At 71.3% G+C, this 15,131-nt stretch carries 14 protein-coding genes; 8 read left to right on the forward strand and 6 right to left on the reverse strand.

The window, feature by feature from the left end:
- Positions 1-44 precede the first annotated feature (44 nt).
- The 4 genes from ACIPW5_RS38355 to ACIPW5_RS38370 form a co-directional block, all read right to left on the reverse strand.
- A complete protein-coding gene (locus tag ACIPW5_RS38355; protein ID WP_401255683.1) occupies positions 45-893 on the reverse strand; it encodes a BTAD domain-containing putative transcriptional regulator in 849 nt (282 codons plus the stop codon).
- A gap of 239 nt (positions 894-1,132) precedes the next feature.
- Positions 1,133-1,747, reverse strand: coding sequence for a TetR family transcriptional regulator (locus ACIPW5_RS38360; protein WP_401255686.1), 615 nt, complete (start codon positions 1,745-1,747; stop codon positions 1,133-1,135).
- A gap of 208 nt (positions 1,748-1,955) precedes the next feature.
- Complete coding sequence (locus ACIPW5_RS38365; RefSeq protein ID WP_401255689.1) at positions 1,956-3,233, reverse strand: cation:proton antiporter; 1,278 nt, start codon at positions 3,231-3,233, stop codon at positions 1,956-1,958.
- 143 nt (positions 3,234-3,376) lie between these two features.
- On the reverse strand, positions 3,377-4,342 hold the full coding sequence (locus ACIPW5_RS38370) for an NAD-dependent epimerase/dehydratase family protein (RefSeq protein WP_401255692.1): 966 nt from the start codon (positions 4,340-4,342) through the stop codon (positions 3,377-3,379).
- A gap of 243 nt (positions 4,343-4,585) precedes the next feature.
- On the opposite strand from ACIPW5_RS38370, the gene ACIPW5_RS38375 reads away from it, so the two are divergent.
- From ACIPW5_RS38375 to ACIPW5_RS38410, 8 genes are all read left to right on the forward strand, one after another.
- A complete protein-coding gene (locus tag ACIPW5_RS38375) occupies positions 4,586-5,341 on the forward strand; it encodes an SDR family oxidoreductase (protein ID WP_401255718.1) in 756 nt (251 codons plus the stop codon).
- Between the two features lie 201 nt (positions 5,342-5,542).
- A complete protein-coding gene (locus ACIPW5_RS38380; protein ID WP_401255694.1) occupies positions 5,543-6,214 on the forward strand; it encodes a ScbR family autoregulator-binding transcription factor in 672 nt (223 codons plus the stop codon).
- A 169-nt stretch (positions 6,215-6,383) separates the two neighbouring features.
- Positions 6,384-7,643: a ParA family protein gene (locus tag ACIPW5_RS38385; protein ID WP_401255697.1), complete on the forward strand. Its 1,260-nt coding sequence runs from the start codon at positions 6,384-6,386 to the stop codon at positions 7,641-7,643.
- Complete coding sequence (locus ACIPW5_RS38390; protein WP_401255700.1) at positions 7,640-8,548, forward strand: ParB/RepB/Spo0J family partition protein; 909 nt, start codon at positions 7,640-7,642, stop codon at positions 8,546-8,548. Before ACIPW5_RS38385 ends, ACIPW5_RS38390 begins: the two co-directional genes overlap by 4 nt.
- 115 nt (positions 8,549-8,663) lie before the next feature.
- Positions 8,664-10,883, forward strand: a complete 2,220-nt coding sequence (gene tap / locus ACIPW5_RS38395; protein WP_401255703.1) for a telomere-associated protein Tap — start codon at positions 8,664-8,666, stop codon at positions 10,881-10,883.
- Positions 10,884-10,886: 3 nt separating this feature from the next.
- On the forward strand, positions 10,887-11,441 hold the full coding sequence (gene tpg, locus ACIPW5_RS38400; protein WP_401255706.1) for a telomere-protecting terminal protein Tpg: 555 nt from the start codon (positions 10,887-10,889) through the stop codon (positions 11,439-11,441).
- 78 nt (positions 11,442-11,519) lie between these two features.
- A complete protein-coding gene (locus ACIPW5_RS38405; protein ID WP_401255709.1) occupies positions 11,520-12,017 on the forward strand; it encodes a MarR family winged helix-turn-helix transcriptional regulator in 498 nt (165 codons plus the stop codon).
- The gene (locus ACIPW5_RS38410) at positions 12,014-12,451 is read left to right on the forward strand and encodes a MarR family transcriptional regulator (protein ID WP_401255712.1); all 438 of its coding nucleotides are present in this window, start codon (positions 12,014-12,016) and stop codon (positions 12,449-12,451) included. Before ACIPW5_RS38405 ends, ACIPW5_RS38410 begins: the two co-directional genes overlap by 4 nt.
- A gap of 133 nt (positions 12,452-12,584) precedes the next feature.
- Here ACIPW5_RS38410 and ACIPW5_RS38415 read toward each other — a convergent pair whose 3' ends face one another.
- On the reverse strand, positions 12,585-13,058 hold the full coding sequence (locus tag ACIPW5_RS38415) for a MarR family transcriptional regulator (RefSeq protein WP_123996001.1): 474 nt from the start codon (positions 13,056-13,058) through the stop codon (positions 12,585-12,587).
- The gene (locus ACIPW5_RS38420; protein WP_401255715.1) at positions 13,055-13,771 is read right to left on the reverse strand and encodes a hypothetical protein; all 717 of its coding nucleotides are present in this window, start codon (positions 13,769-13,771) and stop codon (positions 13,055-13,057) included. Before ACIPW5_RS38420 ends, ACIPW5_RS38415 begins: the two co-directional genes overlap by 4 nt.
- Positions 13,772-15,131: the final 1,360 nt, after the last annotated feature.

Below are 15,131 nucleotides of genomic sequence, written 5' to 3' on the forward strand. Positions count from 1 at the left end.
GTACCTACCGCTGACCGGCGCTCCCGGCACCGGCCGCGCGCGGGTCAGGCCCGTACGAGCCGCTCGGCCCGCGGAACCGCCCCGGTTCCCGCACCGGCCACCGCCGCCGCCTTGCCCACGCCTTCCGGACCCGCCATCAGGATCGAACGCTGGAGCCTGCGCAGCGCCGTGGACGGCTCCAGCCCGAGGTCCCGTACGAGCGTGGCGCGCAGCCGCTGGTACACGTCGAGCGCCTCGCCGCGCCGGCCCGAGCGGTGCAGGGCGAGCATGAACTGCCCGTGCAGGTTCTCGTGGGTCCGGTACCGGCTCACCAGCACCGTCAGCTCCGCCAGCAGCTCGCGGTGGCGGCCGAGCTTCAGGTCGGCCTCGATGCGCTGGTCGAGCGCGCACAGCCGGGTCTCCTCCAGGCGGCGCGTCTCCATGTCCAGCTGCACCCCGCCCTGCACGTCGGCGAAGGCGGGCCCCGACCACAGCGCGAGCGCCTCGCGCAGCCGCTGCGCGGCGACGGGGTGATCGCCCGCGTCGATCGCCCGGTAGCCCATCCCGGCCAGCCGGTCGAACTCCCGGACGTCGCTGGTGCCGCCGCCGCTGTTCAGCAGGTAGCCGCCGGGCAGCGTCACGAGGACGTCCTTCGCCGTGCGGTCCTCGTCGCCGTTGCCCTCCAGGGCCGCCGCGATGAGCGCGCGCAGCTGGAGCACGTACGTCTGCAGGGTGGTGCGCGCACTGCGCGGCGGCATCGAGCCCCACAGCTCCTCGATCAGCGCCGACACCGGCACGACCTGATCGGCGTGGAGGGCCAGGAGCGCCAGGACCTGCCGGGGCTTGGGGGCGGTGGGCGTGATGGAGATCCCGTTCTCCCGCACGGCGAGTGCGCCCAGTACATCGATGTCCACGTCGTACTCCCCTGTCCTTTGGATGAGGTCGCAAGAGTCAGTAGAAAACAGGACGGACGGTTTGTCAATGAGTCGCCCATCAACCGGTCTTCAAGCTGACGAATCCTCGGCGCCCCCCAGGAATCCACTCTGACCTGGGAATTCGAGAATCACTCGGGCACCCACGGCAGCTTGGGGCCCTTCAGCCGCCTCGCAACTGGGGCCATATAACACCCATTCGGACTCAAAAATCAAACCTTTCAGTCTGTTTCTTGTTCCGTGATCGCCGTCTCGTCGGGCGCGATGCCCGGCAGCACCACCGTCCAGATCCGGGCCAGCGCCTGCCGGGGGGTCCACTCCGGTTCCACCGCCCCCAGCGCCCTCAACCCGGCCGTGAAGGCCACCACCACCCGTGTCGCGTCCTGCGGGGCCAGCCCCTCGGCGAGGAGCCCGGCGCGGTCGGCGGTGACCATCAGCTCCTCCGCCCACTGCAGGCACCCCCCGCGCAGATCCACCCGGCTGTGGTGCGCCGCGTCGGCGCCCAGCGCGAACCCGGCCCGGACGACGGCGTCCCCCGCGAGCAGTTCCAGCAGCGCGTACGTCGCCTCGACGAGCACCCTCAGGGGGGCTCCGGCCCGCTCCGGCTCGCCTTCCGCTTCCGCGATCCGCTGCAACGCCCGCACGGCCCGCGCCTCCACGGCCCGGGCGAGGGCCGGCTTGCCGTCGAAGTGGAACTGCACCGCGCCGGACGTCACTCCAGCCCGCTCGCTGATCGCGGCGATCGACGCGGAGGCGAACCCCTGCTCGGCGAACACCTCCGCCGCGGCGAGGACGAGAGATTCCCGCGTGCGTGCCGCACGCTCCTGCTTGACCATGAGGGGCTCCACACCGCAATCGCCGCATCCGCGGGCCGCCCCACACCGAGGGGGTCGAGATCCTGGCCACAGTCGACGCCCGCGCCGGAGCCGGACCGGACTCCCGACGGAGCCGCCGCCCACCGTTAACGCCGTTAACGCCAACGGCCCACACCACCGCCACCCGGACCACACCCGAAGCCGTCGGCCCCCGGACGCACGGCGCCGGTCACCCCCTCCCGCCGTTAACGGCGTTAACGGCGTTAACGCCGCCGACCCCCAGCCCCAGCCCCCGTCCCCCGAGCACCCGCACCACCGGCCCCGTCGCGGCCGTCGTCACCAGGGCCATCAGCACCAGGACGGTGAACAGCTCCACCCCGATCACCCCCAGCCCGAGCCCCACGTTCAGCACCACCAGCTCCGTCACCCCCCGGCAGTTCATCAGCGCCCCCAGCAGCACCGCTTCCCTCCCCCGCAGCCCCGCCACCAGTGCCGCCGCCGTCCCGGCACCCCACTTCGCCCCGACGGCCACTCCCAGCACCGCCGCCGCCCACCACCAGGCCCCGCCGCCCCGCAGCGCCCCCACGTCGGTCCGCAGCCCGCTCCCGACGAAGAACAGCGGCAGCAGCACCGGCACCGCGAACTCCCGCATCCGCCGGGCCGCCGACTCCACGGCCTTCACCCCCCTCGGCACCACCGCGCCGAAGACGAACGCCCCGAACAGCGCGTGCACCCCGAGCGCCTCCGTCGCGTACGCGGCCAGGCACACCCCGCCGAACAGCGCCACCACCCCGCCGCCCCGCTCCGCCGACCGCCCCCACCGTCCGAACCCCCGGGCGAGCAGCGGCCGCACCCCCCACCACATCCCCGCGACGAACACCCCCGCCAGGGCCGCCCGCCACAGCCCGGAGCCCGCCCCGCCGCCCCCGCCGCCACCCCCGGCGACGGCCACCACCACCGCCAGCAGACACCAGGCGACCACGTCCACCACCGCCGCGCAGGCCATCGCCAGCGCGCCCACCGGCGTCCCGTAGAGCCCCTGTTCGGTGAGGATCCGCGCCAGTACAGGAAAGGCGGTGACGCTCAGCGCCACCGCCACGAACAACACAAACTCCCTCCGCCCCACCCCCTCCGGCGCGAAGGTCCCGTACAACCCGAGCGCCAGCAGCCCCCCGAACCCCAGCGGCACCCACACACTCGCCTGGCTCACCACCACCACGGCCCGCCGCAGCCCCCGCAGCATCCCCACGTCGAGCTCCAGCCCCACCAGGAACATGAAGACGACGAGTCCGATGTTGCCCAGCTCCGCCAGATGCGGGAGCACCTCACCGGGCAACAGCCACCGCTGCCCCTCCGGCCACACCCACCCCAGGAACGTGGGCCCGAGCAGGATCCCCACGGCGATCTCCCCGACCACCGCCGGCTGCCCGAGCCTGCGCGCAACCACCCCGCCCGCACCGCACGCGAGGACCACGGCCGCCACGGCGACCAGCACACCACCCGCCACGGCCCAGTCCTGCCCCGGCCACCCCCGCCCGCAACCAGAGCCCGCCCGACTTCAGAAGGTCGCCCGCCCCTCCCCCGTTAACGGCGTTAACGCCGTTAACGCCCCCGGCATCACGCCCCGATGCGGCGACCGACCGCATCCGTTCACGCGCGGCCCAGGTACTCCCGGTACCAGCGGGCGGCTCCGTCCAGGTGCGTCAGCGGACCGGGTCCCGGCGGGCAGCCGGCCGCCTCCCAGATCCCGGCACTGTCGTACCAGTGGTCCTGCGCCACCAGCCTGAACTGGCTCGGGCTCACCCGGCAGCCCGAGACCGCCATCCGTTCCAGGAACTCGGCCTCGGGAAGCTCCTGCTCCACCGGCGGAAGCACCCCCCGGTCGGTGAACGCCCGCACCAGCTCGACGGCGCGCACCGGCACCGGATGGCTCGCGTGCCAGACCGTCCCGCCCTCCGGACCACCGCCCAGTCCGAGACGGGCGACGAGGCGGGCGAGGTCCCCGACCGCCACCGCCGACAGAAGCGCCCCCGCCCCGCCCCACAGCGCGCCGGTGGATCCGAGGATCTGCGCCAGAGCGGGAACCACCCAGCGGTCCCCGGGGCCGATCACCAGGCCGGGACGCAGCACCACCGCTCCGGCGGCCAGCGCGGGCCCTTCGCCCGCCAGCCGGGAGCGGCTGACCGCCGAGACGGGCGCGGGAAGCACCTCGTCCACCGAGATCCCCCGGTGCGGCCCCTGCCCGTAGACGGCCGAGGTGGACAGATGGACGATCCGGCGGACGCCTGCCGCCTCCGCCTCCGCCATCAGCGCCGCGGTCCCCCGGACGTTGACGGTGTCGCAGTCCCGCTCGTCCGATCCGATCCGCGAGGCCAGGTGGAGGAGGACGTCCGCTCCGTCACAACACTCCCTCAGGGAGTCCGGGTCGGAGAGGTCAGCCCGGAACCACTCGTCGACCCGGCCGGCTTCCCGCGGGGGCCTGCGGCCCACCGCCCGCAGCACGAAGCCCCGGGAGCCCGCCTCCGGCCCGCCGCGGAACCGGGCGAGTTCGGCCACCACCGCCGAACCGATGAACCCGGTGGCACCGGTGATCACCAGCCGCTGCGGGTCGCTCATCAGGTACCCCAATCCTTCCCCAGAACAATCCGGACCGTCGCGATCGTATGCGCCGACCGCCAACGGCATTGCGTACCCGCCAGGTGACAATCAGTCGGACAATCGCCCGCGAGCTCCCCGGACCCGGTCCAGAAGGGCCCCACCTTGACCACCTCCTCCGCCTCCCGCCCCCTCGCTCCGCAGCACCCCTCCCCCGTCGGCGAGCCGCTCCGGCTCCCGCCGGCCGGCGGGAGCCGCGGGCCGCTGTCCGCCAGGACCGCCCTGGTCACCGGCGCCAGCCGCGGGATCGGCCGGGGGATCGCCGAGCGGCTGGCCGCCGACGGTGCCCTCGTGGGCGTCCACTACGCACGGAACGACGAGGCCGCCGACAAGGTCGTGGCCTCCATCCTGGCCGCGGGCGGGGACGCCTTCCCCGTGCGGAGCGAACTCGGCGTCGACGGCGACGCGCAGGCCCTCTACGCCGCCTTCGACTCCGAGCTGACCCGGCGGGGCATGGAGCCCACCCTCGACGTCCTCGTCAACAACGCGGCGGTCAGCGGCTCGGCGCGGATCCACCAGGTGACTCCGGAGCTGGTCGACAGGATCCTGTCGGTGAACGTCAAAGCGCTCCTCTTCGTCACCCAGGAAGGACTGAAGCGCATGCCGACGGGCGGCCGGGTCATCAACATCTCCTCCGCCGTCACCCGCATGTCCTACCCGGAGTCCGTCGTGTACTCGATGAGCAAGGGCGCGATGGACACCCTCACCCTCTCCCTGGCCAAGGAGCTCGGTCCCCGGGGCATCACCGTCAACACGGTGGCTCCCGGTTTCGTCGAGACCGACATGAACGCGAAGCTCCGTACGACTCCCGAGGGCGCGGCACGCCTGGCGGGAATGTCCGTCTTCGACCGGATCGGCCAACCCTCCGACATAGCCGGTGTGGTGGCCTTCCTCGCCTCCCCCGATTCCCTGTGGGTCACCGGCCAGCGCCTCGACGCGTCGGGCGGCACGCACCTCTAGCCCGTCCACCGTTAACGGCGTTAACGCCGTTAACGGTGGCGGAGGACCATCTCCACCAATCAGCAACACACCAAACGCCCCACACACCGACAAAAGAACCCCAGCCACACCCAAAGAAAGTACTGGTCGACTGGTTTTCTTTGGCCAAATCCCACTAGATTTCGCCTATATCACCAGGCACGACAGCAGCAGGAGACACACGTGGCGAGGGTCAGGCAGGAACGGGCCGAGATCACCCGACAGGCGATCCTCGACGGCGCGGCCATCGCCTTCGACCGCGCCGGCTTCGGGGGCACCAGCCTCAGCGACGTGGTCAAGCACGCCGGAGTCACCAAGGGCGCCCTCTACTTCCACTTCCCCTCCAAGGAAGCCCTCGCCCGCACCCTGGTGGAGGAGCAGTTCCGGGTGTCCGAGGACGTCCCCACCCTGGTGGACCCCGGCCTCCAGACGGTCATCGACCTCACCCACCGGATGGCGTTCGGGCTGCGCACCAACGTCCGCATCCGCGCCGGCATCCGCCTGGTCGTCGAGTTCGGCTCGTTCACCAGCCCGGACCCGTCCCCGTACAACACCTGGATCGAGACCTGTCGCAGCTGTCTGGCCCCGGCCCAGGAACGCGGCGACATCCTGCCCTCGCTCGACGTGCGCGACCTCTCGACGTTCCTCGTCGGCTCGTTCACCGGCATCCAGGTCACCTCGCACGTCCGCGCCGACCGCGAGGACCTGCACTCCCGGATCGTCGACCTGTGGACCTACCTCCTCCCGGGCATCGTGCCCGCCCCCCGCATCGCCCTCTTCGACCGGGCGGGCTCCGCCGCCTGCCGTGCCGAACTCGGTCTGCCCGCCCCGCAGGCACCCGTCCCCGTCGCCTGACGGAGCATCCAGGGCGGCCTCGCACACGCCGTGGTGAACCACGGGGGTGCTCGCTACGGCGTGTGCGAGGCCGCCCTGTGGCGTTCCCGGGCACCCCACCACCCATTTCGTTAGCAAAACCCAAGCGTGGCGCCCACGCACACCCCAGAACGTTAGTAAAGTCCCTCTCATGACTTCGCCCTCGTCCCAGAACGACCGAGAGAAGGTCGTCTCCAAGCTCCCCCCGTGGCTCCGCCAGGAGTTGAAGATCCGCACCGCCCAACTGCGGGTCGACATCCAGGACGCCGTCCACCAGGGCATCGCGCAGTGGAGCGCCCTCGCCTCCGCCCCCTCCCCCGTCGACACCTCCGGCGCCGAGTCGTTCTCGACCTGGCTGCCCGCCGGCCAGTGGGAGTCCTTCCGCACCGATTCCAAGGACCGCGGAGTCTCCCTCATCCAGGGTCTCGCCCAGGCGGTGCACCTCTGGCTGGAGCTGAACCCGGCCCCCACCGTCAAGCGGCCCTCCGTCGTGCGCCGCATCGTCGTGTGCAACCAGAAGGGCGGCGTCGGCAAGACCGCCGTCACCGCCGGCACCGCCGAGGCACTCGCCGAGGACCCGGCGACCCTCCACCCGGTCCGCGTCGCCCGCCAACTGGCCCGCCGCACCGCCGTCGAGGAGTCGGACGCCGGCCACCCGGCCACCTCCCCCCTCGACCTCGAAGACCTCCCGGGGCTGGGCATGCGCGTCCTGCTCGTCGACTTCGACCCCCAGGGGCACCTCACCAAGCAGCTCGGCCAGCAGCCGCTCCCCATCGGCGGCGACAGCCTCACCTGCCACATGGCGGGCGAGGCCAAGGGTCCCCTCCAGGACCTCATCGCCCCCATCGAGCACGACCGGTTCGGCGACCGCCTCCACCTCCTGCCGGCCTGTACGGACGCCTTCCTCCTCGACGTCCGCCTCTCCACCGTCCGCGCCCGCGAGGCCGCCCTCGAACGGGCCCTCGCCCCCGTCGAGTCCGACTACGACGTCATCCTCATCGACTGCCCGCCCAGCCTCGGCCTGAGCATGGACGCGGCGATCTACTACGGCCGCCGCCGCGACACCGAACAGCCCGGGGCCTCCGGCGCGCTGATCGTCGTACAGGCGGAGGACTCCTCGGCGGACGCCTACGACCTCCTCACCTCCCAGATCAACGATCTGCGCGACGACCTCAGCCTCGACATCGACTACCTCGGCCTCGTCGTGAACCTCTACGACGGCCGCCGCGGCTACATCGCCACCTCGTCGCTCCAGGCCTGGATGGACATAAAGGATCCCCGGGTCGTGGCGATCGTCCCCGACCTCAAGGAACAGCGCGAGTCCGTCCGCCTCAAGCAGCCCCTCTTCGTCTACGCCCCCAACGGCGACCAGGCGGTCGCCCTGCGCGCCCTCGCCCGGGAGATCTCATGAGCAGCAAGGCAGACAAGCTCGGCGTCTCGGCGTCCTTCGCACGGGCCCAGCCCGTCGGCGTCAGCTCCCGCCGCGCCGCCATCGCCGAGGCCACGGGCGCCCCCACCTCCGGCGTCGTCCCGCCCTCCGAGGTTCCCATCGAGGCCCTCGCCCACAACCCGTTCAACCTCCGCGAGGACCTCACCGACCTCGAAGAGCTGGCCCAGTCCCTGACCGTACGCGGCCAGCTTCAGCCCCTCGCGGTCGCGACCCGCCTCGCCTTCATGGAGGCCCACCCGGGCCAGACCGACGGCCTGGGCCGTGCCCCCTACGTGGTCATCGACGGCAACCGCCGCCTCGCCGCCGCCCAGCTGGCCGGGCTCAAGACGATGCACATCCACGTCAACGACGCCCTGTCCGCCTCGGCCGCCGACATCCTCGAATCGGCCCTCATCGCCAACGTCCACCGGGTCGACGTGGCCCCCATGGACCAGGCCCGCGCCCTTCAGGAACTGGTCGACGTCCACGGCTCCCAGGCCCAGGTGGCCAAGCGGATCGGCAAGACACCGGCCTGGGTCTCCCAGCGGCTGACCCTCCTCAACCTGACGCCCGACCTCCAGGAGAAGGTGGAGACGGGCGAGCTGAAGGTCGAACCGGCCCGCCGCATCGGCCGCCTCCCCCAGGAGGAACAGCCGGCCGCCGCCGCACAGACCGTTAACGCCGTTAACCCTCCGCGCCAGCGCACCCGCCCGACGCCCCCGACCGTTAACGCCGTTAACGCCCCGGCTCCCGCCCCCACCCCCGCCGCCACCCCCCGCATCACGATCTCCACGAACTCCCCGGAGACCATCGCGGACGCCCTCACCGCCCACCTCACCCCGGACGACCTGAAGGCCGTCACGGAACTCCTCATGCAGCGCATCTGAGGTGCCGCACCCACGCCGGGGGCGCTGACGGCGTTAACGCCGTTAACGCCCCCACGTGCGTTTCATGTGCGTTCAAGCGTGCGATTCACATATGGTGCTCCTGGAGGTAGTACCAATGAGCGAGACGAACGAACAGACCACCCTCTTCGCAGCGGTCGACGCCCTGCTCGAAGAAGCGGCCGCCCAGGACGGGCTCCCCCACCCCGACGAGCGCAAGCGCCTGCGCGAAGCCGCCGGGCTCAGCCAGGACCAGATCGCCAAGGCGCTCTCCGTCCGCCGCGAGACCGTCACCTCCTGGGAGACCGGCCGCACCGCCCCCCGTCCCCCCAAGCGCGCCGCGTACGCCCGCCTCCTCGAAGGCCTCGCCGCCCTCCACCCCCCGGCCCCCGCCAACGGCGTTAACGGCGTTAACGCCGAACCCCCGGCCACCCCCGCCGCCGCCCCGACCATTAACGCCGTTAACACCGCGCCCCCCACCCCCGCCCCGACCGTTAACGCCGTTAACGCCGAACCGACCCCGCCACCGGCCCCGGCCCCAGCCCCCGAGCCCACCCCCACACCCCCCGCACCCCCCTCCACCGTTAACGGCGTTAACGCCGTTAACGCCCAGCCCCCCACCCCCCACCGCCCACCGCAGCGCCCCGCCCCGGCCCGCACCCCCCTCGCGGGCAACGGCCCCCTCGCCGTCCTCGACGGCACCGGCCACGCCCACGCCGCCGGCGGCCTCCTCCTCCCCCACCCCACCTCCGGCCTCCCCGACCTCGTCGCCTGGGCCCTCGGCCCGGAGGCCGACCTCCGCGCACCCCGTCTCCACCACAACGGCCGGGACGGCGACCCCCTCCTCGTCCTCACCGCCCCCGCCGCCGAACGGCTCGGCCTCCCCCTCGCCCTCGAAGACCGCCGGGCCCTGCGCCTCCCGGACAACCACCCCGTCATCAAGCAGCTCACCAAGGCCAAGTGGCAGCTCACCCGCCGCGGCTTCGGCCCCTGGCCCCGCATCTACCGACCGGCCTCCCCCACCACCGGCCGCCAGTGCGTCCAGCTCGCGGTCCTCCCCTGGGGCGCCCTGGACTCCCGCGCCTGGGGCGAGGACACCGCGGACCTCTCCGCCCCCGAACTCGCCGAGCTGCTCACCACCTATGCCGCCCGCGTCCTCACCCCCCGGGGCTCGACCGCCGTCACCGGCCTGGAACTCATGACGGCCCTGCGTCCGCCCACCCGCGCCGCCCGCAACCCGCAGACGAACACCTGGGAGTCGGCCCCCGTCCCCGGCTCCCTCACCCGCCCCGTCGACCCGGCCCCGCCGGAGGCCCCCGACGAGCACCCGGTGGTCGCCGCCCTTTACCCCCGCGCCCACCAGCGGACCCCGGACGAGGTCCTCGACGAGGAGGCGTACGACTGGATCCGCGATCCGGAGCTCCTCACCGACGCCGAGTGCGCCCGCACCCACGCCGTCGGCATCGACGTGAACATGGCCTTCGCCGCGGCCGCGAACCGCCTCACCGTCGGCCTCGGCCCCGCCGTCCACAGCACTGCCCCCCGCTTCGACCCCAAGCTCCCCGGCTGCTGGCTCGCCGACCTCTCCTCCCTGGCCCTCGACCCCCGCCTCCCGAGCCCCTTCACCCCCCACGGCAAGCCCCCCACCGGCCCCGCCTGGTACGCGACCCCGACCCTCGCCTACGCCCAGGAGCTCGGCCACGAGGTCCGCCCCGCCGAGGCCTGGACCCGCCCGGACAACGGCCCCTACCTCGACGCCTGGTACACCCGCCTCCGCGACGCCTACATGGCGACCATGGCCGACCTCGGCATCACCCCGTCCCTCACGGAGTCCGAGTTCCTCACGGCCATGACGACGTACAAGACGGACGCCTCCCCCACCTCGACGGCGGTCCTCTCCGCCATCAAGTCGACGGTCAAGGGCGGCATCGGCAAACTCCGCGAGCGCCCCCAGGGCGCCGCCTACCGACCCGGCGAAGCCTGGCCCGCCCTGGAACGCCCCACCTGGCGTCCCGACATCCGCGCAGCCGTCATCTCCACGGCGCGCGTCAACATGCACCGCAAGATGCGCAAGCTGGCCACCGAGGCGGGCCTCCACCCCATCGCGGTCCTCTCCGACTGCGCGGTCTACCTCTCCGACGGCCCCAGCCCGCTGGACTTCCTCCCCCACACCCCGGAGGGCAAGCCGCTCCCGGGCGGCTTCCGCCTCGGCGTCAGCCCCGGCATGGTCAAGCACGAGGGCACCCAGCCCCTCCTGTGGGCCGTGCAGCTCCTCGACCAGCAACTCAACCCGGCCCGGCACATCAAGGGCCACGACGCGGCAGCAGACGGCGAGTAACCGATGTCCGACATCTCAGACGGCCTCACCAAGGCCGACGAGCTCCACTTCACCCGCCCGATCCCGAAGTCCGCGGGCGCCCAGATGCGCTTCCTCCTCAAGCAGCTCAAGTCCACGAAGGCCGTGGCAGCCACCCTGGGCATCTCCCAACGCACGGTCGAGCGCTACGTGAAGAACGAGATCAAGCAGCCCAAGCCGGCCCTCGCCGCCCGCCTGGAAGCCGAAGTACGCCGCCGCTGGCAGCCCCTGGTCCGCAAGCGCGCCCGCGAACAGGCGGCCCGCACCACCGGGCTCGTCATCGAGACCCGCGCCCGCTTCGGGTTCACCGCGGCCCCCGGCACCACCGACGACGGCCGCATGCGCCGCATCACCCAGCACCTCCCCCCGGAGTACGCCCGGCGCCTCTTCGCGGCCCAGGAGACCGGGGCCACCGAGGCCCAGCTCCGCCACATCACGGCCGAGGCCCTCCAGGAGATGTACTTCAAGGACAACGGCGCCCGCGCGACGTCCCTCCTGGTCGAGTTCACGGACATCGACTACGTCGACTTCGCCTTCTGACCCCTACCGCCCGGACCTCCGTCCGGGCCCCCACTCACATACTAGCCATGTACATAATAGCCATGTACAGTATTTTCCATGAGCACAGCAGCCGAGAACGCCACGGCCGGCTTCCTGGTCTGGCGCCTGTCGATGAAGTGGCGGGTTGCCGTCGACCGGACGGTCGCACCCCTGGGCATGACGCACGCGCAGTACTCCTTGATGGCCTCGCTGTACGGCATGTCCCGCTCCGGCACACGCCCCAACCAGCGCGAGCTCGCCGACCACACGGGTCTCGAACCGCTCTACGTCTCCAAGCTCGCCCGAGCCCTGGAAGCCTCCGGCCTGATCGCCCGCACCCGGGACCCGGACGACCCCCGCGCCGTCCGGCTGTCGCTCACCGAGCAGGGCCGCGACGTCACGGAGGACGCCGTCAAGGCGGTCCAGAGCCTCCTGGACCAGCTCCTCGCACCACTGGGCGGCCAGGACGGCCCCCGCGCGTCCCGCTTCACCCGCGAACTGGCGACCCTGCTCGACGCACCTCTTGATCCAGCACCTCTTGACCGGACCGCCGAGAACGAGAAGGAGCACCCGTGACCACCACCGCCCCCACCCTCAACGCCCGCGTCATAGCCCTCGCCCACCACGCCGCCCGCACCCTCGCGGAGGGCGCCCTGACCCGCCACGGCATCACGTTCCACCAGAGCGTCACGCTCCGGGCGGTCAGCGCCGCCGGCGGCTCCGTCCCGCACGACGAACTGGTCGCCGAGATCCGGGACTCCCTCAAGACCACCGAACCGCTCGTCCGGACCGTCGTCGGAGAACTGCTCACCGCCGGGCTCCTCGCCCAGGAGGACTCCCTCCTGCACCTCACGGAAACCGGCCGCGACCTCTACGGGACCACCGCCGCCGCGACGGCCGAGATCGCCGCCCGCCTGTACGCCGACATCCCCGCCGGGGACCTGGCGGTGGCCGGCCGCGTGCTGACCCTCATCACGGACCGCGCGAACGCCGAACTGGGCACCGGCTGAACCTCAGCAGACCAAACCCCCAGGAGCCCCCTCAGGCCCCTGAAACCCTTTGAGGGCCCCGGGGATACCCCGGGGCCCTCAAAGGCTCTTGAAACACCCTCAGAAGCCCTCTACGGGGCCCCTTCCTGGCATGTCACCCAACAGCGTGCAGCGTCCGCCGCCGCTTCGACTCCGCAGCCTTCTTCGCAGCGGCCTGCGCCGCACGCTTCTTGCGCTGCTCCGCCAGCTGGTCCTGGTACTCCGCCACCGCCTGGTGATAGCTGGCGACGTACCCACGCGCGTCCAGCCGCTCGTCCGCGGCCATCTCGTTCACCGCCGCGACGGCGTCCTCGAACGAGTTGTATCCGGCCAGCATCGGGTTGATCTGGTACACCCCGTTCCTGACCTTCCGCACCAGCTTGGCCAGCTCCAGGCTGCGCAGGGCGGCGTTGACGCTCGGCCTGCTCAGCTCCAGCAGCCCACCGATGGTGGCCTGGTCGATGAGGATCCGCCCGCCGGGCTCACTCAGCGAACGCAGCTTCAGCAGCACACGGTACGCGGCAGGCGGGAGGTCCAGGTCGGAGAGAAGCCCGTCGGCGTTGACCGCAGCGAATCGCAAGGTGCTCACTGAGCTGTCCCTTCTTCCTTGCGCTGCGCCCGGCTCAGCCGGCGCGCAGCGCGCTCTTTGGAGCGTTCGGCCCGCAGTTCCTCGATTGCCTGCCGCATGTGGTCCAGCGACGGGAACCGCACCAGGTCCGGCAGGCTCGTGTCACTGCGAATCTGCGAGATGGTGCTGTGCTGCTCCACCTTCACGAACTCACCCGCCGTCTCCGTCCCCGGGATGAACTCGGCCACCCGGTAACTGTAGGGCGGGTTGAACTGGTACACACCCCGCCGCACCTTGAAGACGATCCCATGAGACATGACGGTGTGCAGAGCCTCCGAGGTCTTTGTCCGACTGACGTCGAGGATCGTAGCCATCTCCTCCTGCGTAAGTGGAATCCGCCCTCCCGCACGCTGGCACGCGATCAGCAGCAGGATGAGCCTCAAGGGCAAGGCTTCCCTGAAGTACTGCGCAATCACCAGGAAGAACTCGAGGCTGTCCATCGAGAACGCATTTGGCTGACTCTGCGTCCCGTAGAACTCCAGCGGCTTGCGCTCACCTTCCAGCGTGAGCTTCCGGCTGGGGTACCGCTTCGCCAGGCTGTCCAGATCCTTGACCGGAGCCAGCGGCTGACTCCACGCCGAGATCGCGTCATCAACGGGGAGATCAGGACGCGGCGCGCGCGACGGACTCTGCCGGCGGCGCTGTGCTTCTGATGACACGAGGATGCTCTCCACTTCGTTGATCTGGAGAGAGAGTATGTCAACAAGGGTGACACTAATGTCACGCTCGTTGACGTTCGGCGTGTCTTGTGTCCCCCCAGGAGGGACACATCTCGGCCAAGGCCCCTCTCCGGCCGCTTCCGGACCTCCCCGCCCAACCCCTCCCCACCCTCACGCAGTTCGGCGACGTATCTCCGCTAAAACGTCAGCCTCCCTGACGTTTTAGCCCAAAAAGCGTCAGCCTCACTGACGTTTTGCAGGAGTTCTGTCCCCCTACCAGCGACACATCACCCGAGTTATGTCCCTTCTGAGGGGACATAACTTTCCCCCCGCACCCCGCCTGACCTGCGACAACGCATATCCGTACCCTCTATAGGCCGTCTCCTGCCGCGCTGCGCGTACTCAACGCCGGCTCCAACCCCTGCCGTGACCTGGTTTCCTGACGTCACGGCAGCACGGGCGCCGAACCGGTGACCTCCGGACACCGTGTCCATAACCACGCAGAATCTGACCGATTCCTATCTCTATCCCGTTACCACTTTGAATCAGGCCCTCATCGACCATTAACGGCGTTAACGTTCTGGCCTCCATCTCCAGCACTTCTCCGGCTGCTTGCGTGTGGTTATCCGTCGGCTCTTCTGAAAAGGGGGATGCAGCAGCGTTCAAGTTCTGTCCTCAGCAGACCTTTGATGGGAAAGGAATGGTCTACTCCGAAGCGAAGCTGAGCCCGATCTCCTGCCCGGAGCGGGGTGGAGGACATCTGGGGCAGAACCCCCCTCGGAGCACAGCAAGGCCGGATCTGTGAGCGCAGCGAGCAGATTTCTATCCAGCCGCGGAGCGGCTGGGCTCACTCGGCTCGAGCGAAGCAGTAGCCGAGCTCCTGCCGCCGGGGCAAGGCCAAGGTCATCCCCCTCAAGGAGGGTTATGGGCCGCGGAGCGGCCCGACTCCCGAGCACAACGAGGCAGGTCTCCGCACGGCGGGGCCCTGGCTTTCTGAGGCCTCGGCTTCACGGGCGCGCAGCGCCCGGGGTCTCAGAGCGAAGCGGAGAGATCCCCGGCCGAAGGCCGGCTCTAGGCCGCGAAGCGGCCCGCCGCCGAGCGCAGCGAGGCAGGGTCTGCGAGCGCAGCGAACAGATCTCTTCGCGGCCGCGGAGCGGCCGGGTTCCTTTGGGCGGAGCGAAGCGGAGGCCATTTCGCTTCAGGGCCGGAGCGAAGCGGAGGGCATCCCCCCGAAGGGGGCTCTGGGCCGCGGAGCGGCCCGGATCTCGGAGCGAAGCGGAGAGAGCTCCGGCCGAAGGCCGGCTCTGGGCCGCGGAGCGGCCCGCCGCCGAGCGCAGCGAGGGGGGTCGCTTCCCAGGCGCGCAGCGCCTGGGGA

The sequence above is a fragment of the Streptomyces sp. NPDC090077 genome (genome assembly GCF_044747545.1).
GTDB lineage: Bacteria > Actinomycetota > Actinomycetes > Streptomycetales > Streptomycetaceae > Streptomyces.